Genomic DNA, 21686 nt, shown 5'->3' on the forward strand with positions numbered 1-21686 from the left:
GTCTACCTCAGTTTCAGCGTGGCAAGGCCGAACAGCACCAGGATCACCGTGATGATCCAGAAGCGGACGATCACCCGTGGCTCTGGCCAGCCTTTGAGTTCAAAGTGGTGGTGGATGGGCGCCATGCGAAACACACGGCGACCGGTCAGCTTGAAGGACGTCACCTGAATGACCACTGACAGGGTTTCCATCACGAACACACCGCCCATGATGAACAGCACGATTTCCTGGCGCACGATCACCGCGATGGTGCCCAGCGCAGCCCCCAGCGCCAGTGCGCCGACATCGCCCATGAAGACCTGGGCCGGATAGGTGTTGAACCACAGAAACCCAAGGCCCGCGCCGATCAGGGCGCTGCAGAATACGATCAGTTCACCGGCACCCGGCACGTAGGGAATCAGCAGGTATTCGGCAAACTTCACGTTGCCCGACAGGTAGCAGAAGATGCCCAGCGCGCCGCCGACCATGACCGTCGGCATGATGGCCAGGCCGTCCAGGCCGTCGGTCAGGTTGACCGCATTGCTGGAGCCGACGATGACCAGGTAGGTCAGCACCACAAAGAAGACCGCGCCCAGCTGCCAGTGCATGTCCTTGAACATCGGCACGATCAGCGTGGTTTCGACCGGCGATTGCGCCGTGACGTAAAGGAATATGGCCGCACACAGGCCGAACACCGATTGCCAGAAGTACTTCCAGCGGCTCGGCAGCCCGCGCGAATTCTTTTCGATCACCTTGCGGTAGTCGTCGACCCAGCCGATGGCGCCGAACAAAAGGGTGACCAGCAGCACGACCCAGACATAACGGTTGGTGAGGTCGGCCCACAGCAAGGTGCTGACGGCAATCGACGACAGGATCAAGGCACCGCCCATGGTCGGCGTACCGGACTTGGACAGGTGCGACTGCGGGCCGTCATTGCGCACTGACTGGCCGATCTGGCGGGTCTGCAGGGTGCGGATCATCCAGGGGCCCAGGCACAGCGACAGGCTCAGGGCGGTGAGCACGCCCAGAATCCCGCGCAAGGTCAGGTATTGGAAGACGGCAAAGCCTTTGTAGAACTGTTGTAGAAATTCAGCCAACAGCAACAGCATCAATGTTTCTCCAGGCTGGAACTGCACAAGGCCGCCACGACGTTTTCCATGGCGGCACTGCGCGATCCCTTGATCAGTAAAGTGGTGTTTGAATCGTGTTCGTCCGCCAGCGCAGCAATCAGCTCGGCCTGGCTGGCGAAGTGGCGCGCCTGCGCGCCGAAGGCATTGACCGCGTGCTGCATCAGGGAGCCGGTGGCATACAGGGCATCAACCTTGCCGGCGGCGTAGGCACCAACCTCGCGGTGGCCTTGCTCGGCCCAGTCGCCCAGCTCGCCGATGTCACCCAGTACCAGCACCTTGCGCCCCTCGAAGCCGCCAAGCAGATCGACTGCCGCGTTGATCGAGGACGGGTTGGCGTTGTAGGTGTCGTCGATGACTCGCTGGCCGTTGGCGGCGATCTGCGACACGGCGCGGCCCTTGACCGGCTGCATGGCCGCCAGACCGGCCACGATGCCATCCAGGCCGACGCCCAGGGCACTCGCGGCAGCGGCCGCTGCCAGGGCGTTGGCCACGTTATGCGTACCCAGCAGGTTCAATTGCACGCCAACTGCACCCTGCGGGCTGTGCAACGTGAAACCCGGGCAACCGCGGGCATCGCGCTGCAGGTGGCTGGCGTGGAAGTCGGCTTGCGGGTTGTTCAGGGCAAAGCTCAGCACCTGACGCTCGCCGGCGCGCTTGTGCCAGATCGGGAAGGCCTTGTCGTCCAGGTTGAGCACGGCTACGCCCAGGGCATCGAGGCCTTCGATGATTTCGCCCTTGGCCTCGACAATGCGCTCGGGACCGCCGAACTCACCCACGTGGGCGGTACCGGCGTTGGTCAGGATGGCCACATGCGGCTTGGCCAGGCTGACGGTGTAGGCAATCTCACCGACCCGCGAAGCGCCCAGCTCGATGACCGCTGCGCAGTGTTCGGCGGCCAGTTCCAGCAGGGTCAACGGTACGCCCAAATCGTTGTTCAGGTTGCCACGGGTAGCGAGCACCGGACCGCGCGTGCGCAGGATGCTGGCGAGCATTTCCTTGACCGTGGTCTTGCCGCTGGAGCCGGTAACGGCCGCCACGGGCCGGTCAATGAAAGCATTGCGATTGAGCGCCCCCAGTTGCGCCAGGGCCTTGCGGGTGTCGAGCACCACCAGTTGCGGCAGGGCCACGCCCGGGACTTCGCGCTCGACCAGTGCACCCACTGCGCCCTTGGCCGCCACCTGTTGCAGGTAATCGTGACCGTCGAAATTCGGCCCGGTAAGGGCCACGAACAACTGACCCGGCACAAGGCTGCGGCTGTCGATGCTGACCCCGGAAAAATGGCAGTCGTCACCGACGCGGCGGGCATCCAGCGGCGTGAGCAGTTGACTGAAGCTCAAGGGCTCAAGCATGTGTGGCCTCCCATGCAGCCAGGGCCCTGGTGGCCTCTTCAAGGTCGGAGAACGGCTGGCGCTGACCATCGATCTCCTGGTAGTCCTCATGCCCCTTGCCGGCCAGCAGCACCACATCGTCCGCCTGGGCGGCGGCGATGAACTGCGCGATGGCCCGGCCACGGCCTTCGATGAAATGCACCTGATCGGCAGCGCCAAAGCCACTGCGGATGTCGTCGAAGATCTGCGCTGGCGCTTCGCTGCGCGGGTTGTCGTCGGTAACCAGGACCTCATCGGCCAGGCGTTCGGCCACTTCGGCCATCAGCGGGCGCTTGCCGCGATCACGGTCACCGCCACAGCCGAACAGGCACAACAGACGGCCACGCGCATGCGGGCGCAGCGCTTCGAGGACCTTTTCCAGGGCATCGGGGGTGTGGGCGTAATCGACCACCACCAGCGGCTGGCTGCCCCCGCCCAGGCGCTGCATGCGACCGACGGGGCCTTCGAGCTTCGGCAGGACCTTGAGAATTTCGTCCAGGGCGTAGTTCAGGCCCAGCAAGGCACCGATTGCAGCCAGCACGTTGCTCAGGTTGAAGCGGCCCAGCAGGCTGCTGCGCAGGAAATGCTCGCCGTGGGAAGTCACCAGGGTCGCACGCACGCCGTGATCGTCGAACTGCGCTTCGCGGCAATACAGCGAAGCGCTGCTGTCCAGCAGGCTATAGGTGATCAGACGCCCGCGGTGTGGCGCGTCGGCCAGCTCGCGACCGAAGGCGTCGTCCAGGTTGATCACCCGGCATTGCAGGTCCGGCCAGGCAAACAGCCGGGCCTTGGCCGCACCATAGGCCTCCATGGTGCCGTGGTAATCAAGATGGTCGCGCGACAGGTTGGTGAACACCGCCACGTCGAATTCCAGGGCCTTGACCCGGCCTTGCTCCAGCCCGTGGGACGACACTTCCATGGCCACGGCGCGCGCGTGCGCCTGCATGAGATCGGCCAGGGTGGCTTGTACGGCAATCGGGTCAGGCGTGGTATGCCGGCCGCTTTCGAGTGCGCCATAGAAACCGGTGCCCAGCGTACCGACGATGCCACAGCGCTGGCCCAACAGGTCCAGCGCCTGGGCCACCAGTTGGGTGACGCTGGTCTTGCCATTGGTGCCGGTAACGCCAACCAGGTTCAGGCTGCGGCTCGGCTCGCCGTAAAAGCGCCCGGCAATGGCCGAGAGTTGCCCGGCCAGGCCGCGCACCGGGATCAGCGGCACGTCGGTCAGTGGCAGCACGCTGGTGCCTTCGGATTCGTAGGCCACGGCGGCAGCACCACGATGCAGGGCATCGGCAATATGCTCGCGACCGTCGACCTTCAGGCCCGGCACGGCCAGAAACAGATCACCCGGACGCACCTTGCGGCTGTCCAGGGTCAGTTCGCGAATGAACGGATCGCGATCGGTGCTCGGGAAGATCTTGCTCAGATTGAAAGCCATCAGCCACGCCCTCCTTTGGCGACCGGCGCCGTATTGACCTGCTCCGGCGCCAGGTTGTCAGGCGGGATATTCATCAGGCGCAACGTGCCGGACATCACTTTGCTGAACACCGGCGCCGAGACCAGGCCACCGTAGTAGCCACCCTTGCTGGGCTCATCGATGACCACGACCACGGCGTAACGCGGGTTGCTCATCGGCCCGAAACCGGCGAACAGCGAGCGGTAAGAGTTTTCGGCATAGCCTTTGGTGCCAATGGAGGTCTTGCGGGCCGTACCGCTCTTGCCACCGACGTGATAGGACGGCACGCGGGCGCGGTAGACGCCGCGGGTGTCTTCGATCACTGCCTGCAACATGGTGTGCAGGGTCTTGGCCGTGGCTTGCGGAATCGCCTGCACCGAGGTCGGCTCGGCGCTGCTCTTGAGGATGCTCAGTGGCACGATGCGACCGTCGTTGGCCAGGGCGCCGTAGGCATGCACCAGTTGCAGGGCCGTCACCGAGACGCCATAGCCGTAGGACAGCGTGGCGGTTTCAGCCTTGCGCCATTCACGGTAGTTGGGCAGGTTGCCGACCCGCTCGCCCGGGAAGCCCAGGCCAGTGTACTGACCGAAGCCCATGCGCTGCATGGTGCGGAACAGGTTTTCACCGCCGACATCGAAGGCCACCTTGCTCATCCCCACGTTACTGGAGTTGATCAGGATACCGGTCAGGTCCAGTACCGGCCCTTCGCTCTTGCTCACGTCACGAATGGTGTAGCGACCGATCTGCAGGGTGCCGGGATACACTTCGACCTTGTCGGTCGGCTTCCAGCGGCCGCTTTCCAACGCTGCGCTCATGGAGATCGGTTTCATGGTCGAGCCGGGCTCGAACACGTCGATGATCGCCCGGTTGCGCATGGCGGCCGGCACCATGGTGCGACGGTTGTTGGGGTTGTAGGTCGGGCTGTTGACCATGGCCAGGATTTCCCCGGTCTTGACGTCCATGATCACCAGGCTGCCGGCCTTGGCTTCGTTCTCGATGATCGCGTTGCGCAGCTCGCGGGTCGCCAGGTATTGCAGGCGCAGGTCGATAGACAACGCCAAGGTCTTGCCGGCCTTGGCGTTCTTGGTGACCTGCACGTCCTTGATCAGTCGCCCGCGCCGGTCCTTGATGACCTGTCGCTTGCCGGGCACGCCGGCCAGCCAGTCGTCGTAGGCCAGCTCGACGCCTTCGCGACCATGGTCGTCCAGATCGGTGAAGCCGACCATGTGCGCGGTGACATCCCCGGCCGGATAGAAGCGCCGGAACTCTTCGATGCCGTATACACCGGGCACCTTGAGATCAAGCACCGCCTGGCCGTGCTCGGGCGTCAGGCCGCGCACCAGATAGATGAATTCCTTGGTGGCCTGGGACTCGAGACGCTCGGTGAGTGCCTTGGGGTCCTGCCCCAGGGCCTGGGCCAGCATCGGCCACTTGCTACGGTCCTGGAGCATTTCCTTGGGGTTGGCCCACAAGGTGGTCACCGGCGTACTGACGGCCAGCGGCTCGCCATTGCGGTCGGTGATCAGGCCACGGTGGGCCGGAATCGGAATATGCCGCAGGCTGCGGGCATCGCCCTGCTCCTGCAGGAAGGTGTGGTCGATGACCTGCAGGTCGACAATGCGCCAGCAGATGGCGAGCACCAACAACACCAGCAACCCGACCACCACGCGGAAACGCCAGGGATACAGCGCCCCTTCAAGTTTCATCATGGGGCGACCATCCGTACTTCAGCGGCACTGGGGATGCGCATCTTCAGTTGCTCGGTGGCCAGGTTCTCGATGCGGCTATGGGCGGTCCAAGTGCTTTGCTCCAGGATCAGGCGTCCCCATTCGGCCTGCGCCTTGTCACGTACGCTCATCTCGGCGTACAGCGAGTTGAGCAACTGGCGGTTCCAGTGGGCGCTGTAGGACACGCCAATGGCCGATACCAATACGGCAATGAACAGCAGCAGCATGAAAAAGCTGCCGCCTGGCAACGGTTTGAAGAACAGGCGGCTCAACGCAACTTCTCCGCGACACGCATGACGGCGCTGCGCGAGCGTGGATTGGCACGGGTTTCGGTTTCAGACGCGAACTGTGCCTTGCCGATCAGGCGGACTTTCGGCTCGAAGGGCACGGACTTGATCGGCAGGTTGCGCGGCAGGTTGTCGGCTTCACCCTTGACCAGCTTGCGCATGAACAGCTTGACGATGCGGTCTTCCAGCGAATGGAAGCTGATCACCACCAGCCGACCGCCGATTTCCAGCGCATCGAGGGCCGCCTCAAGGCCGGCCTCCAGATCACCCAGTTCATTGTTGACGTGAATGCGCAGCCCCTGGAAGGCACGCGTGGCGGGGTGCTTGCCCTTTTCCCAGGCCGGGTTGGCGACCTTGAGTACTTCGGCCAGGTCGGCGGTGCGGGTAAAGGGCGTGACCTGGCGACGCTCGACCACGGCATTGGCCATGCGCCGGGCAAACCGCTCTTCGCCATATTCCTTGAACACGCGGGCCAGCTCTTCAGAGGGTGCAGTGGCGACAAACTGGGCGGCACTGATGCCCAGCCCCGGATTCATGCGCATGTCCAGAGGGCCGTCGTTCATGAAGCTGAAACCGCGCTCGGGGTCATCCAGCTGTGGCGAGGAAACGCCCAGGTCCAGCAGTACGCCACTGACCTTGCCATGCAGGTCACGCGCACGCACCTCGGCGCCCAGTTCGGCAAAACTGCGCTGCACAATGACAAAGCGGCCGTCTTCGGCCGCCAGCGCTTGCCCTGTGGCAATCGCTTGCGGGTCCTTGTCGAAGCCCAGCAGCCTTCCGTGCGGACCCAGATGCCCAAGCACGAGACGACTGTGACCGCCACGACCAAACGTGCCATCGAGATAGCAGCCATCGGCACGTACGGCCAGGGCCTCTACTGCTTCTTCCAGCAGTACGGTGGTGTGGGTAAAACCGCCATTCATAGTCACAGGATCAGGTCACGTAAATCATCAGGCATCGCGCCAGGTTGTTGAATAGCCGCCAGGTCCGCCTCAGCAAGAGCGTTCCAGGCGTCCTCGTCCCACACTTGAAACTTGTTTAGCTGGCCAACTAACATCACGCGCTTATCCAACTTGGCATGTACGCGTAAACGTGGCGGTACAAGCAATCGCCCGCTGCCATCAAGCTCCAGATCGACTGCATTGCCGATCAATAGCCGCTGAAGACGACGATTTTCTTCTCGGAAGGTGGCGAGCTCACGCAGCTTCGCCTCAATCAGTTCCCACTCGGACAGCGGGTAAATACACAAGCAGGGATCGATAGCATCAATGGTCACGATCAATTGGCCACCACTGCGCGAATCGAGCTCGTCACGGTAACGACTCGGCATGGCGAGACGTCCCTTGGCGTCGAGGTTGATTGCGTTGGCACCACGAAACACAGGCGAAGTCTCCGAATTCTACCTTCTCGCACTGGAAAAACCCACTTCGTGCCACTTTCTGCCACTTGCGCACACTATAGGAACGCGCCCACCACACCGTCAAGGCGAACCCCTAAGGAAAACCCTTACATAACGGAGATTTAGGAGTGGTATTGGATGAGGAGATATGTATCAGGCGATCCGCTCGCAGACTAATCAGCGAGAAATCAGGAAATTGAGAGTAGAAGTTAAAGTGTTTTGTGAAGTTCGAAAATTTTTCTGATATTTGCGAACCGGTCACGCCTGCCAAAAAAGCAGATGGAAGGAGGTGGAGAGTCGATCTGTAAGCCGGGTTCTGTCGAGGACAGTCATTCCTCTACGACGGCCATCACTGGACGTCTTTAGCAACCTACCCGGTTCCAGCGCGGGCCACGCCTAGGAACCCTATTTGGTCTTGCTCCGAGTGGGGTTTACCTTGCCACGAACTGTTGCCAGACGTGCGGTGCGCTCTTACCGCACCTTTTCACCCTTACCGGCACCGAAGTGCTTAGGCGGTTATTTTCTGTGGCACTTTCCGTAGGCTCACGCCTCCCAGGCGTTACCTGGCACTCCGCCCTATGGAGCCCGGACTTTCCTCCCCCCCTTGTTGCGGAACAACAAGAGGCAGCGACTGTCCAATCGACTCTCCGCCGCCAAGGTTAGCGGCACACGCCGGCAAGAACAAGCTTTAAAAGCCTGGACCGGCGCGTGGCAGTCACAAAAGTGCTTTATTTTTCCTTTTGCTTATCAAGCGCTAACTGATAAAGCAGGTTTTTACGCACCCCGGTGATTTCAGCGGCCAGCGCGGCCGCCCGCTTGACCGGCAGGTCCTGCAACAGCAAGTCCAGCACCCGGCGCGCTTCGGCATTGACCGCCTCTTCGCCCTCGGGCGCGCTCCAGCCGGCGACCAGCACCACACACTCACCGCGCTGCTGGTTGCTGTCGGCCTCGACGAATGCGCGCAACTGCGCCAGTGGCAGCCCCTTGAGCGTCTCGAAGGTCTTGGTCAGCTCGCGCGCCAGCAAGGCCGGGCGCTCGGCACCAAAAATCGCCTCCATGTCCTGCAGGCATTCCAGAATGCGGTGCGGGGCCTCGTAGAAAATCAGCGTGCGCGGCTCTTCAAGGAGCTGCTCCAGGCGCGACCGGCGTCCTGTCGCCTTGGCCGGCAGAAAACCCTCGAAGATGAAACGGTCCGACGGCAGCCCGGCGGCCGACAAGGCGGCAATCAGCGCGCAGGCACCGGGCACCGGCACCACGGCAATACCGGCCGCACGCGCCTGGCGCACCAGGTGATAGCCTGGGTCCGAGATCAGAGGCGTACCCGCATCGGAAATCAACGCCACATTGTCGCCCGCCAGCAGGCGCTCGATGAAGCGGCTGCCCTCGGCACGCTCGTTATGCTCATGACAGGCCGCCAATGGCGTTGCTATGCCAAAGTGCTGCATCAATCGCATGGAATGGCGTGTATCCTCAGCGGCAATAAGCGCGACTTCACGCAGAACCTTCAGCGCCCGCACACTCATGTCGTCCAGATTGCCGATGGGCGTGGCCACGACATAAAGCGAGCCGGCGGCGGAATTCGAAGCGACCTGAACAGTCAAAGCGCACACCTCATATGATGACTCCAAGCGATCTATAAAAAGAAGCATTGTACAGGCTACAAAAGCTTTGGACGGGGTCGCACACCGGCAAGCCTGCAAAAGGAAGTAAAGGCATGATTGCAGTACACCCACCTCCTATAAAGCGCGTGACGCCCCGAGCGCCATCCCCGTCAGACCCTTGCACGCCTTCAAAGTCGCACCCTGGCCAGTGCTTGGGTACAATTGCCCGTTAATTTGCTTGAGTATCAGGAACACATCCATGATCGCTTGTCTGCGGCTGTTCTCTGCCCTCGGTCTCGTCGCCTTACTGGCCGCCTGTACCACTGGCTCACCCACCTCCAGCCTCGGAGAGCTGCCTCGCACTCCCGATGCCAGCATCGAACAGTTGCTGGAACAGGCGGCGGCGGCCAACACCCCCGAAAAAGCCTCTACCCTGCGCCTGAGTGCCGCTGACCTGGCCAACCGCCAGGGCAACCCGGGCCGCGCAGCGCAGCTGCTCGAACAGGTCAAGCTCGACCAACTGCCACCGGGCCTGCAGGTGTTTGCCAGCACGCTGTCGGCAGAGCTGGCCCTGGGCCGCAACCAGCCCAAGGCCGCCCTTGCCGCCTTGACCCACCCGAGCCTGCAGCGCCTGGGCGAACTGTCGGTCGAGCAACAAGTGCGCACCCACACCGTTCATGCCCGCGCCCTGGAGCTGGACGGCCAGATCCTGCCCGCGGTGCGCGAGCGCGTATTTGCAGGCCCCCTGCTGCAAGGCAACGACCTTGTCGCCAACAACGACGCCATCTGGAAGATGCTGTCCACCTTGCCGGTCGAGCAATTGCAAGCGACCACTAACGATGATTTCGGCGCCTGGCTGAATCTGGCCCGCGCACTCAAGGGCGCCGGCACCTTGGAGCAGCAACAGGCCGCCATCGACGCCTGGAAAGCCCAGAACCCTCAGCACCCCGGCGCCCAACAACTGCCGGCAGCGCTGGCACAATTGCGCTCGCTGACCAGCGAACCGCTGACCCGCATCGCCCTGCTACTGCCCCAGGAAGGTCAACTGGCCAATGTTGCCAAGGCGCTGCGCGAAGGCTTCCTGGCGGCGCACTACCAGGCCCAGCAGGCCGGCCAGAACCCGCCTGCCATTCAGATCTTCGACAGCTCGCGCCTGACTTCAATGGATGAGTTCTATCGCCAGGCCCAGGCGGCCGGCGTCCAACTGGTTGTCGGCCCGCTGGAAAAGGACCTGGTCAAGCAGCTCAGCGCCCGCCCGACCCTGCCGATCACTACCCTGGCGCTCAACTACAGCGACAGCGCCACCTCCGGCCCGCAGGAATTGTTCCAGTTCGGCCTGGCCGCCGAGGACGAAGCCCGCGAAGTAGCTCGCCGCGCCTGGGCAGACGGCAAACGCACCGCCGTGGCCATGGTGCCCAAGGGCGAATGGGGCGACCGTGTCCTGGCCGCCTTCAATAACAGCTGGCGCGCCAAGGGCGGCACCTTGCTGGCCGTAGAACGCATCGACCAGCCGGTCGACCTGGCCCGCCAGATCGCCGACATGTTCAAGTTGCGCTCCAGCGAAGGCCGCGCCCAGCGCCTGCAGAGTGCCACCGGCGCCCAGGTGGCCGCACAGCCGTCGCGCAGCCAGGAAATCGACTTCATGTTCCTGGTCGCCACCCCGCAACAGGCCCAGCAGATCAAGCCGACCATGGTCTTCCAGTACGCTGGCGACGTGCCGGTCTACGCCACCTCGCAGCTGTTCACCAACAGCAACGACCAGGCCCAGTACAACGACCTCAATGGCGTGCGTTTCTGCGACACGCCCTGGCTGCTCAACGCCAACGACCCATTGCGCCAGCAGGTCGTCGCCCAGTGGCCACAAGCCTCCGGCAGCCTGGGGCGCCTGTATGCCATGGGTGTAGATGCCTATCGCCTGGCCCCACGCCTGGGCCAGCTCAAGGCCTTGCCTGACAGCCGCCTGGAGGGCTTGTCCGGCAGCCTGAGCCTGAACCCCAATCGCCGCATCGAGCGCCAACTGCCCTGGGCCGAGTTTGTCAATGGCCAGGTCCAGCGCCTGCCGGACACCGCGCCTTGAAATCAGGCGGCACCCCTGCAGGGCGCGAGGCGGAAGCCTGGGCCCTGCGGTACCTGCTGCAACAAGGTTTGACCCTGATCGAGACGAACTGGTCATGTCGACGCGGCGAGCTTGATCTGGTCATGCTCGACGGCGATACAGTAGTATTCGTCGAGGTTCGTTACCGGCGCTACAAAGGCTGGGGCGGCGCACTGCAAAGCGTCGATGCACGCAAGCAGGAAAAGCTCGTCATGGCGGCGCAGCTGTTCCTGCAACAGGCGCCGCACTGGGCCGAACATCCCTGTCGCTTCGATGTACTGGCGATCGAGGGTGAACCTGACCAGGCAGTCCCCCTGAACTGGCTCAGGAACGCCTTCGACAGTTGAACAGGCCGACACCACCCTCGACTATCCCGCGCCCCCGACACCCAGGCCCGCACGCCCTGCCATACAGAGCGCACAAAGGCATTGCCGGGCACCTGCGACAGCGGCACCAATAGCCGCCTGATGCTCTAACCAAGGTTACTTAGATGGACATGCAATCGCGTATTCGCCGGCTCTTCCAGGCCAGCATCGACACCAAGCAACAGGCGATGGACGTCCTGGCACCCCACATCGAGCTGGCCAGCCAGGTCATGGTCAACGCCCTCCTCAACGAGGGCAAGATGCTGTCGTGCGGCAACGGCGGCTCGGCAGGCGACGCCCAGCATTTTTCATCGGAGCTGCTCAACCGCTTCGAGCGTGAACGGCCCAGCCTGCCGGCCATCGCACTGACCACCGACAGCTCGACCATCACCTCGATTGCCAACGACTACAGCTTCAACGAAGTGTTCTCCAAGCAGATCCGCGCCCTTGGCCAGCCAGGGGATGTGCTGCTGGCCATTTCCACCAGCGGCAACTCGGCGAACATTATTCAAGCCATCCAGGCCGCACATGATCGCGAAATGGTTGTCGTAGCATTGACCGGGCACGACGGTGGCGATGTCGCTTCGCTGCTGCTGCCTGAAGACGTGGAAATCCGCGTACCGGCCAAAGTCACGGCTCGCATTCAAGAAGTCCACCTGCTGGCGATCCATTGCCTTTGCGATCTGATCGACAGCCAATTGTTCGGGAGTGAAGAATGACCCCTAATCGAATCAGTCTGGCCTTGCTGGCCCTGTGCCTTGGCCTGAGCGGTTGCAGCTCGGTACTGACCGCCACCCGCGACAACCCGATCGAGGATGATCGCGGCACGCGCACCATCGGCAGCAAGATCGATGACTCGCTGATCGAAACCAAGGCTGCGGTGAATATCTCCAAGGCACACCCTGACCTGGCCGAAGGCTCGCATGTCGTGGTGACCAGCTATAACGGCATTGTGCTGCTGGCCGGCCAGACCCCGCGCGCCGAACTCAAGACCATCGCCGAACAGGCTGCGGCCTCCGTGCAGCGGGTCAAGAAGGTCAATAACGAGCTGCAGATCCTGCCGCCGTCGTCCCTGCTGGCTCGCAATAACGATGCCTGGCTGACCACCAAGATCAAGTCGCAGATGCTCACCGACAATTCGATTCCTGGCTCACGCATCAAGGTGGTGACCGAGAACGGCATTGTCTACCTGCTGGGCCTGGTGACCCAGGACGAAGCCAACCGCGCGACCAACCTGGTACAAGGCGTGTCGGGCGTACAGAAGATCGTCAGGCTGTTCGAATACATCGACTGATCGAGGCACCTGCAATAAAAAAGGCGATCCACTGGATCGCCTTTTTTTATTTCACCACTTTCAGACTGGGCCTGCCGCTTGGGCGCGGTGGCTCGTTGTCCGGCGGTGGTGCATCGTCTTCCATGTCGATCTCGTCGACATCGTGCTCGTCCAGGGACGGCTCCAGATCAAAGACCATCCCCTGGCCATTCTCCCGGGCATAAATGCCCAGTATCGCGCCAACCGGGACGTACAACGTATGCGGCACACCGCCAAAGCGGCCTTCGAAACTGACCGCCTCGTTATCCATATGCAGATGACGCACGGCAGTGGGTGAAACGTTCAGGACAATCTGGCCATCATTGGCAAATCCCTGGGGGACCTGCACGGAGGGGTATTCCGCATTGACCAGCACATGCGGGGTGCAATCGTTATCCACAATCCACTCATAAAGAGCACGAATCAGATAAGGGCGACTGGAGTTCATCAACGGCTCCTTAAGCCTTAGCGCATTTCACGTTCGGCAGCAGACAGGCTTGCCTGAAATGCCTCACGTACGAACTGGCGCTCCATATAGTCGAGCAACGGCTTGGCAGGCCGAGGCAATTCGATGCCTAACACCGGCAAACGCCAGAGTATGGGCAATAGACAGCAATCAACGAGACTTTGCTCGTCACTGAGGAAAAAAGGTTTCTCCGCGAACAGCGGCGACACCCCGGTCAGACTCTCGCGCAGCTCCTTGCGAGCCTGCACACGTGCACTCTCCTTGCTTCGCGGATCCAGAATCAGATCCACCAGTGCGCACCAGTCACGCTGGATACGGTGCATCAGCAGACGCGTGTTGGCCTTGGCCACCGGATACACCGGCATCAACGGCGGATGCGGGTAACGCTCTTCCAGGTACTCCATCACCACACCAGGCTCATACAGCGCCAGATCCCGGTCGACCAGGGTCGGCAAGGTGCCATAGGGATTGACCTCGGCCAGTTGCGACGGCACCCGGCCGGCCACAACGTCGATGATCTCGGCCGTGACACCTTTCTCGGCGAGCACGATGCGTACACGATGACAATAGTGGTCGGCGGGGTCGGAATAACAGGCCAACCGGTTGGTCACGCCCATGGTGATCCTCCTCGCTTGTAAAAATGGATGGAACAGACACGCAAAAACCTCCTCGGAGGCCTGCGCTGTTGATCGCTTCGCGGGCGACAAGATAGCTTATTTACAGCAAAGAATTTGGCAATCTTGCGCTGCCGACTGTCGACGCTGCAATCATTACTTCATATGAACACCGCAGGACACGCGCCCTTGGGCCGTCCAGGCATACCATTCAGTGTATACCCTTCCAGTATTCGCGCTTGAGCAGCCAGGCCAGGATGATGAAAACCGCCAGGTACAACAGGACCCAGGTCCCGATGCGTCGATGCTCAAGCTTGAGCGGCTCGGCCGAGTAAGCCAGAAAGGTCACCAGGTGCCTGATCATGTCGTCGAACTGCTCGGCGCTCAGACGACCGGTGCCGGACACCACGACCAGGCGGTTACAGGCCTCAAGCGATGAGGTCTGTTGCGGCGTGCCGGCATCCGCCACCTTGCAATCCAGAACCTGGCGCCCCTGCAGGTGCTCCAGCACATTGGGCATGCTGACATTGGGCAATACAAGGTTGTTGACCCCTGTCGGTCGCGCCGGATCCTGATAGAACGAACGCAGGTAATGGTACAGCCAGTCCGTCCCGCGCACGCGCGCCACCAGGGTCAGGTCCGGCGGCTCGACGCCGAACCAGGCCTTGGCATCGGCCGGGCGCATGCTGCTGTTCATGTGATCGCCAATCCGGGCGCCGGTAAAGACCAGTTTGTCGAGCATCACTTCATGGGCTATCCCCAGGTCATCGGCCACCCGCTCGTAGCGCTGGTACCGGGCGCTGTGACAGCCCATGCAGTAATTGACAAAGGTACGCGCGCCATCCTGCAGGGCTGCCTGGTCGGACACATCGATCCTGACCGGCGCCAGCGCCTGCGGGCCTGGCACGGCCGCCAAAGACAATACCGGAACCAGGACCAGCACCCACACCACCCATAGCCTGCTCATCAGCCCGTCACCCTCTCAGGAACCGGCTTGGTGTGCTCAAGCCGGGTGTAGAACGGCATCAGTATGAAGTACGCGAAATACAGGACCGTGCAGACCCGCGCCAACAGGGTGAGTCCTGGCGTCGGCACCTCCATGCCCAGCACCCCCAGGGTGACGAAAGACACGCAAAACACCAACAGCCACACACGGCTCAGCCAGCCCTTGTAGCGCATGGAGCGCACCGGGCTGCGGTCCAGCCATGGCAATACGAACAGCACGGCGATGGCCGCCCCCATCGCCATGACACCCATGAGCTTGTCCGGGATGGCGCGCAAGATGGCGTAGAACGGCGTGAAGTACCACACCGGCGCAATGTGCTCGGGCGTCTTGAAGGCATTGGCGACCTCGAAATTGGGCTTTTCCAGGAAGTAGCCGCCCATTTCCGGGAAAAAGAACACCACAAGGCAGAACACAAAAAGAAACACCGCCACACCGAAGATATCCTTCACGGTGTAGTAAGGATGAAAGGGAATGCCATCGAGCGGAATGCCGTTCTTGTCCTTGTACTTCTTGATGTCGATCCCGTCAGGGTTGTTCGAGCCCACCTCATGCAACGCCAGGATGTGCAGCACTACCAGCCCCAGGATCACCAGCGGCAGCGCAATGACATGCAAGGCAAAGAAGCGATTCAACGTGATCCCGGACACCAGGTAGTCACCGCGAATCCACTGGGTCAGGCCTTCGCCGATCACCGGGATGGCGCCGAACAGGGAGGTGATGACCTGCGCACCCCAGTAGGACATCTGCCCCCACGGCAACAGATAGCCCATGAACGCCTCGGCCATCAACGCAAGATAGATGAACATGCCGAAGATCCACACCAGCTCGCGCGGCGCCTGGTACGACCCGTAGAGCAACCCGCGAAACATGTGCAGGTAGATCACGATGAAAAACGCCGACGCCCCCGTAGAGTGCATCTGGCGCAGGATGGCGCCGTAATCGACATCGCGCATGAGGTATTCGATCGAGGCAAAGGCCGCCTCGGCCGTTGGCGTGTAATACATCGTCAGCCAGATGCCGGTCAGCAACTGGTTGATCAGCACCACCAGTGCCAGGGAGCCGAAGATGTACAGGATGTTGAAATTTTTCGGGACGTAATACTTGCTCAAGTGCTCTTCGAACACCCGCGTGACCGGAAACCGCGCATCGATCCACTTCATGAAGCGACTCATGACGCACCCTCCTGATCGACGCCAATGACAATGACGGTCTCGGACTCATAGTGATGAGGAGGCACCGGCAGGTTAAGCGGCGCGGGCTGTGCCTTGTAGACCCGTCCGGCCAGGTCGTAGCGCGAGCCATGACACGGACAGAAATAGCCGCCCGGCCAGTCCTTGCCAAGGTCGGCCGGGGCCACTTCGGGACGAAAGGTCGGCGAACAGCCCAGATGCGTGCACAAGCCGACCAGCAACAGGACCTGCGGCTTGATCGAGCGGGTCAGACGGTCGACATAGTCAGGCTGCACCGACTCGGCGGACTCGGGGTCTGCCAACTGGCCGGCAAGCGCCTTCAGGCCGTCAAGCACCTGTGGCGTGCGGCGCAGGATGAAGACCGGCTGGCCGCGCCACTCGGCCACCATTTGCTGGCCTGGCTCGAGCTTGTCGATATTGACCTTTACCGGCGCGCCGGCTGCCCTGGCCCTGGCGCCGGGAAACCACGACCCTACGAACGGCACCGCAGCACCTGCCAGCCCCGCCACCGCGACGACTGACGTACTGGCAACCAGAAAGCGGCGTCGTTGCGGGTTGATCGCGCCCGGGTCGAGCGGATCTGGCCCAGGCTGATTGTGATGGAGCGCATCCGGATGGATGGAGTCATTGCTCATTGCACCCTCTCCCGTGCAGTGCAAGACCTGCAAACGCAAAGGCCCGACCCTTGATAATCTAGTCGCTGGCCGAGGCCTGAGCCGGCAAAAAAAGCCCCTTCCATCTACAAGACGACCACACGCGCCGAAAAGGCTGCATGGCTGTAACTACAGGGTTACAGCCGTGCAGCCTTTGAGTTGGCCGCCAAATCACAGGCATAAAAAAACGCCCGGCTTCGTAAGAAGCGGGCGTTTTTTCGGAACGCAGAAAGCGAATTAACGCTTCGAGTACTGCGGACGCTTACGCGCTTTACGCAGACCGACTTTCTTACGTTCAACTTCACGGGCATCGCGAGTCACGAAACCGGCCTTGCGCAGTGCAGGGCGCAGGGTTTCGTCGTACTGCATCAGAGCGCGAGTGATGCCGTGGCGGATTGCGCCAGCCTGGCCACTTACGCCGCCACCGATAACGGTGACGTAGATGTCGAACTTCTCGACGGTGGCGGTCAGCTCCAGCGGCTGACGAACTACCATGCGGGCAGTTTCACGACCGAAGAACACGTCCAGCGAACGGTTGTTGATCGAGATGTTACCAGTACCCGGACGCAGGAAAACGCGAGCGGTTGCGGTCTTGCGACGGCCAGTGCCGTAATTTTGAGTCGCCGACATAATCAACTATTCCGTTAAAACTTCAGTTCTTGGGGCTGCTGAGCAGTATGAGGGTGAACAGCGCCCGCATAGACTTTCAGCTTACGATACATGTCGCGACCCAGCGGGTTCTTCGGCAGCATGCCTTTGACCGCGGTCTCGAGTACACGCTCAGGAGCCTTGTCGATCAGCTTTTCGAAAGTGATCGATTTGATCCCGCCCGGGAAACCGGAGTGAGAATAGTAGATCTTGTCGGAAGCTTTGGCACCGGTGACACGCACTTGCTCGGCGTTGATCACGACGATGTAGTCGCCGGTGTCAACGTGAGGGGTGTACTCAGGCTTGTGCTTGCCACGCAGACGGCTCGCGATTTCGGTGGCCAGACGACCCAGGGTCTGGCCAGCAGCATCGACGACGAACCAGTCGCGCTGAACTGTTTCCGGTTTAGCAGTAAAAGTTTTCATTCTTTATAGCCTCAGGGGCCGCCTGAAAATATGAGACGGCGGAGCTTACTGAACAGTGCATTCCTTGACAAGCCAACAGGGCTCACCAAAGTCGGCCGGAAACAGACGCTATCGGGGGCTCGGGTCAGCGCGTCCGTATACGGCAGGATCTTCAATGGACGGGGCATCACGCCGGCCACCAAGAGGTGCGCAATTATACAGACTGCGTCGATAAGCTCAACCTGAATTTCTCATGCAGCACCGCCTTGCCAAAGCCTCTGGACACGCACGAGCGACACCGGGGATCGAGGCTGGACAGGACCGGCAAAACATAAGACGATTCAGCCGCAGTTTGACCACTATTCCTTATAAGAACAAAAGATCATGCCAACTCAATCAACCGCCGTGCTCCGGCGCGTGAGCATCCTGGCTATCGACCGGGTATTCGCCTCGACCCTGATGCAAGCCAAGGATTTCTTTCACCTGGCCAGCCTGCGCTACAGCAAGCAACTGGGCCACGGCATCAAGCCGTCCTTCGAAATCCGGCTGGTCAGCCCCGACGGCCAGCCCGTCAACAGCTTCAGCGATGTCATGTTGCCGGTCGACGGCGGCCTGGAATCAAGCGATATCATCGTCTTGCCGGCCTTCTGGGACGATTTCGACGCCCTGAGCCAGCGCTATCCGCAAATCCTGCCCTGGCTGCGCGAACAGCACGCCAGGGGCGCCGTCTTGTGCGCCGAAGCCAGCGGGGTGTTCTGGATGGCCGCCACCGGCCTGCTCGACGGCAAGGAAGCGACCACCTACTGGCGTTTCTTCAATGAGTTCGCCGAACGCTTTCCCAAGGTGCAGCTCAATCAGGACAAGCACATCACCGATGCCGACAACCTGTACTGCGCCGGCGGCAGCACCTCGGCGTGCGACCTGTATATCTACCTGATCGAGCGATTCTGCGGGGCAAACGTGGCCCAGGCCGTGGCCCGCGACATTCTTTACGAAGTGCGGCGCAACTATTCGCCCGGCCGGATCGGCTTTGGCGGACAGAAACTGCATCAGGACATGACCATCCTGCAGATCCAGCACTGGCTCGAAGAGCACTTCGCCGACAAGTTCCGCTTTGAAGACGTGGCGCGCGAACACGGCATGAGCATCCGCAATTTCATGCGCCGCTTCCAGAGCGCCACCGGTGACAAGCCGCTGCACTACCTGCAGCGCCTGCGTATCGAAACCGCCAAGGGGCTGCTGTCGGCCACGCGCAAGAGCATCAAGACCATCAGCTACGAAGTCGGCTACGACGACGCCAGTTTCTTTGCCCGTCTGTTCCGCCAGCACACCGAACTGTCACCTAACCAGTACCGGCAACAGTTTCAGCAGGCCGCTTAGGGCAAACCGTAGGGCCGGCTTTAGCCGGGAATGATGCGCTATCGTTCCCGACTAAAGCCGGTCCTGCGAGCAATCTGCGCGTGGTTATGGCTTGTGCGCACGAGACAGGAATTCGTGCGACTGCATTTCCAGCAGGCGGCTGAGGGTGCGCTGGAACTCGAAGTTCAGGCGCCCCCCCGTGTACAGGTCCTTGAGCTCGACCTCGGCAGAGATGATCAGCTTGACGTTGCGGTCGTAGAATTCGTCAACCATGTTGATGAACCGGCGGGCGATGTCATCGGTGGTCACGCTCATCTGCTCCACATTGCTGAGCAGCACGGCATGGAAGATCTTGCCCAGCTCGATATAGTCGTTCTGGCTGCGCGGACCGTCGCACAGGTCGCGGAAATTGAACCAGGCCACGTCGTCACAGGTGCGCACCGCACGAATTTCCCGGTTCTCGATCATCAGCACGTCGTTTTCGACGGTTTCGGCGCAATCGGGGGTCAGCGCCTTGAAGCTGGCGCGCAGGCTTTCGTGGGCGGCATCGTTGAGCGGGAAGTGGAACAGCTCGGCCTGCTCCAGATGGCGCAGACGATAGTCGACGCCGCTGTCGACGTTGACCACTTCGGTGTGCTGCTTGATCAGGGCAATGGCCGGCAGGAAGCGCGCACGCTGCAGGCCGTCCTTGTACAGGCCGTCAGGCACGATGTTCGAGGTGGCCACCAGCGAGACGCCATTCTTGAACAGTTCTTCCATCAGCGTGCCCAGGATCATGGCATCGGTAATGTCGGAGACGAAGAACTCGTCGAAGCAGATCACCCGCGCTTCGTCGGAAAACCGCCTGGCAATGATCGTGAGCGGGTTTTTCTCCCCCTTGAGGGTCTTCATCTCTTCGTGCACCCGCTTCATGAAGCGGTGAAAGTGCGTGCGCGTTTTCTCCTTGAACGGCAGCGCATCGAAGAAGGTGTCGACCAGATAGGTCTTGCCGCGCCCTACTCCGCCCCAGAAATACAGGCCCTTGACCACTTGCGGCTCTTTCTTGCCGAACAGCTTGCCAAACAGGCCAGGCTTGCTGTCCTGGGCGGCGATCAGGTCTTCATACAAACGCTGCAAATGACGCACAGCGTTTTCCTGAGCGGCATCATGAAAGAAGTCCGGGCGTTTCAGGTCGGCTTGATATCGTTCTAGGGGCGTGGTCATAGTCATCGGCGGGGCTGAAAAACGGGCCGTCACTGTAGCGACGGCCCCGGGGAATGGCAATCAGTCCTGTGCAGGAGCGAGTGCCAGTTTGAGGGTCTCGATCGCGCTGTCACGTGCATCGGTGCCGCTGAACAGCGGGCTGTCGGCCACGCATTCGCCGTCGAGCCACAGGCTGAAGCGGTCGTCCTGTGCGCGCAGGTCCAGCTCGCCACCCTGTTGCAGTTGCTTGCTGACAGCGCCTGCCGCCTTGCCATCGGCAAAGGCACGCGACAACAGCAATTGCTCACCGTCAGCGGCCAGCAGGCGGAAACGGAAGCGGCCGTCCTCGTCACGGAAACTGACAAAGCGAGCGGCCTTGGCGGCCTTCTTCTTGCCGCTTTCGGTGCCTTCAGCGCTTTGCGCCACGCTGCGGAACGAGCGCAGGCCTACCGCTTCACGCAGGGTTTCCAGGAACGGGGTGGCAATGCGCCGGGCCTTCTGTGCGCCGGCAAGCAGGATGTCTTCGAGGTCGGCGGGGCGTGCAATCAGTCGGTGGTAGGTTTCCCGAGCCTCGCCCAGCTCGCTGTCGAGCAGGCTGACCAGACGCGCCTTGGCCTCGCCCCAACCCAGGCCATCAAGCAGCTCGGCGCGCAGTGCGGCACTTTGCTCGGCCGTGGCGAAGGCCTGGTAAAGCGTGAACAGGTGCGCGCTGTCCGGGTCTTTGGCCTCGCCGGGCGCACGCGAGTCAGTGACGATGCGCGAGACGGCGTCCTTGAGTTCCTTGCTGCTGCTGAACAGCGGGATGGTGTTGTCGTAGCTCTTGGACATCTTGCGGCCATCCAGGCCCGGCAGCGTGGCCACGCTCTCTTCGATCAGCGCTTCGGGCATGGCGAAGAATTCCTTGCCATTGCCGAACAGGTGGTTGAAGCGCTGGCCGATGTCACGGGCCATTTCCACGTGCTGGATCTGGTCACGACCGACCGGCACCTTGTTGGCGTTGAACATCAAGATGTCGGCCGCCATCAGCACAGGGTAGCTGTACAGGCCCATGCTGATGCCGGCATCGGGGTCCTCACCGGTTTCGACGTTGCGATCGACCGAGGCCTTGTAGGCGTGCGCACGATTGAGCAGGCCCTTGGCCGCGACGCAGGTCAGCAGCCAGCACAGCTCGGGGATTTCCGGAATATCGGACTGCCGATAGAACGTCACTCGCTCCACGTCCAGGCCGGACGCCAGCCAGGTGGCTGCAATTTCCTGACGCGAGCGCTGGATGCGCAGCGGGTCATCGCATTTGATCAGGGCGTGGTAGTCGGCCAGGAAATAGAACGAGTCGACGCCGGGCTGGCGGCTGGCAAGCACGGCCGGGCGAATGGCACCGGCGTAGTTACCCAGATGGGGAGTACCGGTCGTGGTAATGCCGGTCAGGATACGAGTGGTCATGGCAGG

22 protein-coding genes and 1 other RNA gene are annotated in these 21686 nt (G+C 61.7%); 5 read left to right on the forward strand and 18 right to left on the reverse strand.

Annotation, left to right across the window (positions count from 1 at the left end; genetic code table 11):
• Positions 1–2: 2 nt before the first annotated feature.
• The 9 genes from mraY to rsmI form a co-directional block, all read right to left on the reverse strand.
• Positions 3–1088 carry a phospho-N-acetylmuramoyl-pentapeptide-transferase gene (mraY, locus tag DGA31_RS02085; RefSeq protein ID WP_109511378.1) on the reverse strand — a complete coding sequence of 362 codons (1086 nt, stop codon included), beginning with the start codon at positions 1086–1088 and terminating at the stop codon, positions 3–5.
• Positions 1088–2458: a UDP-N-acetylmuramoyl-tripeptide--D-alanyl-D-alanine ligase gene (locus tag DGA31_RS02090; RefSeq protein WP_109511379.1), complete on the reverse strand. Its 1371-nt coding sequence runs from the start codon at positions 2456–2458 to the stop codon at positions 1088–1090. The genes mraY and DGA31_RS02090 overlap by 1 nt, the downstream gene beginning before the upstream one ends.
• Complete coding sequence (locus DGA31_RS02095) at positions 2451–3914, reverse strand: UDP-N-acetylmuramoyl-L-alanyl-D-glutamate--2,6-diaminopimelate ligase (protein WP_109511380.1); 1464 nt, start codon at positions 3912–3914, stop codon at positions 2451–2453. The genes DGA31_RS02090 and DGA31_RS02095 overlap by 8 nt, the downstream gene beginning before the upstream one ends.
• Positions 3914–5638: a peptidoglycan D,D-transpeptidase FtsI family protein gene (locus tag DGA31_RS02100; RefSeq protein ID WP_193551488.1), complete on the reverse strand. Its 1725-nt coding sequence runs from the start codon at positions 5636–5638 to the stop codon at positions 3914–3916. The genes DGA31_RS02095 and DGA31_RS02100 overlap by 1 nt, the downstream gene beginning before the upstream one ends.
• Positions 5638–5931, reverse strand: coding sequence for a cell division protein FtsL (ftsL, locus tag DGA31_RS02105; protein ID WP_056834219.1), 294 nt, complete (start codon positions 5929–5931; stop codon positions 5638–5640). The genes DGA31_RS02100 and ftsL overlap by 1 nt, the downstream gene beginning before the upstream one ends.
• A complete protein-coding gene (rsmH, locus tag DGA31_RS02110; RefSeq protein WP_109511382.1) occupies positions 5928–6869 on the reverse strand; it encodes a 16S rRNA (cytosine(1402)-N(4))-methyltransferase RsmH in 942 nt (313 codons plus the stop codon). The genes ftsL and rsmH overlap by 4 nt, the downstream gene beginning before the upstream one ends.
• 2 nt (positions 6870–6871) lie before the next feature.
• Entirely contained in the window at positions 6872–7327 is a 456-nt protein-coding gene (gene mraZ / locus DGA31_RS02115; RefSeq protein ID WP_056834215.1) for a division/cell wall cluster transcriptional repressor MraZ, read from the reverse strand.
• 307 nt (positions 7328–7634) lie between these two features.
• Positions 7635–7992: RNase P RNA component class A (gene rnpB, locus DGA31_RS02120), an RNA gene on the reverse strand.
• An 81-nt stretch (positions 7993–8073) separates the two neighbouring features.
• Positions 8074–8946, reverse strand: a complete 873-nt coding sequence (gene rsmI, locus DGA31_RS02125) for a 16S rRNA (cytidine(1402)-2'-O)-methyltransferase (protein WP_056834213.1) — start codon at positions 8944–8946, stop codon at positions 8074–8076.
• Positions 8947–9205: 259 nt separating this feature from the next.
• On the opposite strand from rsmI, the gene DGA31_RS02130 reads away from it, so the two are divergent.
• The 4 genes from DGA31_RS02130 to DGA31_RS02145 all read left to right on the forward strand — a co-directional run bounded on the left by DGA31_RS02130 (position 9206) and on the right by DGA31_RS02145 (position 12700).
• The gene (locus DGA31_RS02130; RefSeq protein WP_109511383.1) at positions 9206–11023 is read left to right on the forward strand and encodes a penicillin-binding protein activator; all 1818 of its coding nucleotides are present in this window, start codon (positions 9206–9208) and stop codon (positions 11021–11023) included.
• Positions 11020–11388 (forward strand): YraN family protein, encoded by a 369-nt coding sequence (locus DGA31_RS02135; protein ID WP_109511384.1) that lies wholly within the window; start codon positions 11020–11022, stop codon positions 11386–11388. The genes DGA31_RS02130 and DGA31_RS02135 overlap by 4 nt, the downstream gene beginning before the upstream one ends.
• Before the next feature lie 143 nt (positions 11389–11531).
• Positions 11532–12125 (forward strand): phosphoheptose isomerase, encoded by a 594-nt coding sequence (locus DGA31_RS02140; protein WP_056834206.1) that lies wholly within the window; start codon positions 11532–11534, stop codon positions 12123–12125.
• Complete coding sequence (locus DGA31_RS02145) at positions 12122–12700, forward strand: BON domain-containing protein (protein ID WP_109511385.1); 579 nt, start codon at positions 12122–12124, stop codon at positions 12698–12700. Before DGA31_RS02140 ends, DGA31_RS02145 begins: the two co-directional genes overlap by 4 nt.
• Before the next feature lie 46 nt (positions 12701–12746).
• On the opposite strand, the gene DGA31_RS02150 is transcribed toward DGA31_RS02145, so the two are convergent.
• From DGA31_RS02150 to rplM, 7 genes are all read right to left on the reverse strand, one after another.
• Complete coding sequence (locus DGA31_RS02150) at positions 12747–13166, reverse strand: ClpXP protease specificity-enhancing factor (protein WP_109511386.1); 420 nt, start codon at positions 13164–13166, stop codon at positions 12747–12749.
• A 17-nt stretch (positions 13167–13183) separates the two neighbouring features.
• Complete coding sequence (locus tag DGA31_RS02155; RefSeq protein WP_056834200.1) at positions 13184–13801, reverse strand: glutathione S-transferase N-terminal domain-containing protein; 618 nt, start codon at positions 13799–13801, stop codon at positions 13184–13186.
• Positions 13802–14009: 208 nt separating this feature from the next.
• Positions 14010–14765, reverse strand: coding sequence for a cytochrome c1 (locus DGA31_RS02160; RefSeq protein ID WP_056834198.1), 756 nt, complete (start codon positions 14763–14765; stop codon positions 14010–14012).
• Entirely contained in the window at positions 14765–15976 is a 1212-nt protein-coding gene (locus tag DGA31_RS02165; protein ID WP_056834197.1) for a cytochrome b, read from the reverse strand. Before DGA31_RS02165 ends, DGA31_RS02160 begins: the two co-directional genes overlap by 1 nt.
• Positions 15973–16629: a ubiquinol-cytochrome c reductase iron-sulfur subunit gene (gene petA / locus DGA31_RS02170; RefSeq protein WP_082481219.1), complete on the reverse strand. Its 657-nt coding sequence runs from the start codon at positions 16627–16629 to the stop codon at positions 15973–15975. The genes DGA31_RS02165 and petA overlap by 4 nt, the downstream gene beginning before the upstream one ends.
• Before the next feature lie 255 nt (positions 16630–16884).
• Positions 16885–17277, reverse strand: coding sequence for a 30S ribosomal protein S9 (gene rpsI, locus DGA31_RS02175; protein WP_056834195.1), 393 nt, complete (start codon positions 17275–17277; stop codon positions 16885–16887).
• 14 nt (positions 17278–17291) lie between these two features.
• Complete coding sequence (rplM, locus tag DGA31_RS02180) at positions 17292–17720, reverse strand: 50S ribosomal protein L13 (protein WP_056834193.1); 429 nt, start codon at positions 17718–17720, stop codon at positions 17292–17294.
• Positions 17721–18182: 462 nt separating this feature from the next.
• Between rplM and DGA31_RS02185 the strand changes: the two genes are divergently transcribed.
• Positions 18183–19079, forward strand: coding sequence for a GlxA family transcriptional regulator (locus tag DGA31_RS02185; protein ID WP_161959136.1), 897 nt, complete (start codon positions 18183–18185; stop codon positions 19077–19079).
• A gap of 84 nt (positions 19080–19163) precedes the next feature.
• On the opposite strand, the gene zapE is transcribed toward DGA31_RS02185, so the two are convergent.
• Together zapE and DGA31_RS02195 are read right to left on the reverse strand one after the other, a co-directional pair.
• The gene (gene zapE, locus DGA31_RS02190) at positions 19164–20261 is read right to left on the reverse strand and encodes a cell division protein ZapE (protein ID WP_056834189.1); all 1098 of its coding nucleotides are present in this window, start codon (positions 20259–20261) and stop codon (positions 19164–19166) included.
• Between the two features lie 60 nt (positions 20262–20321).
• Positions 20322–21680, reverse strand: coding sequence for a tryptophan--tRNA ligase (locus DGA31_RS02195; protein WP_056834187.1), 1359 nt, complete (start codon positions 21678–21680; stop codon positions 20322–20324).
• Positions 21681–21686: the final 6 nt, after the last annotated feature.

Origin of the sequence: Pseudomonas ovata (assembly GCF_003131185.1) — a bacterium.
In the GTDB taxonomy this organism is placed as follows: domain Bacteria; phylum Pseudomonadota; class Gammaproteobacteria; order Pseudomonadales; family Pseudomonadaceae; genus Aquipseudomonas; species Aquipseudomonas ovata.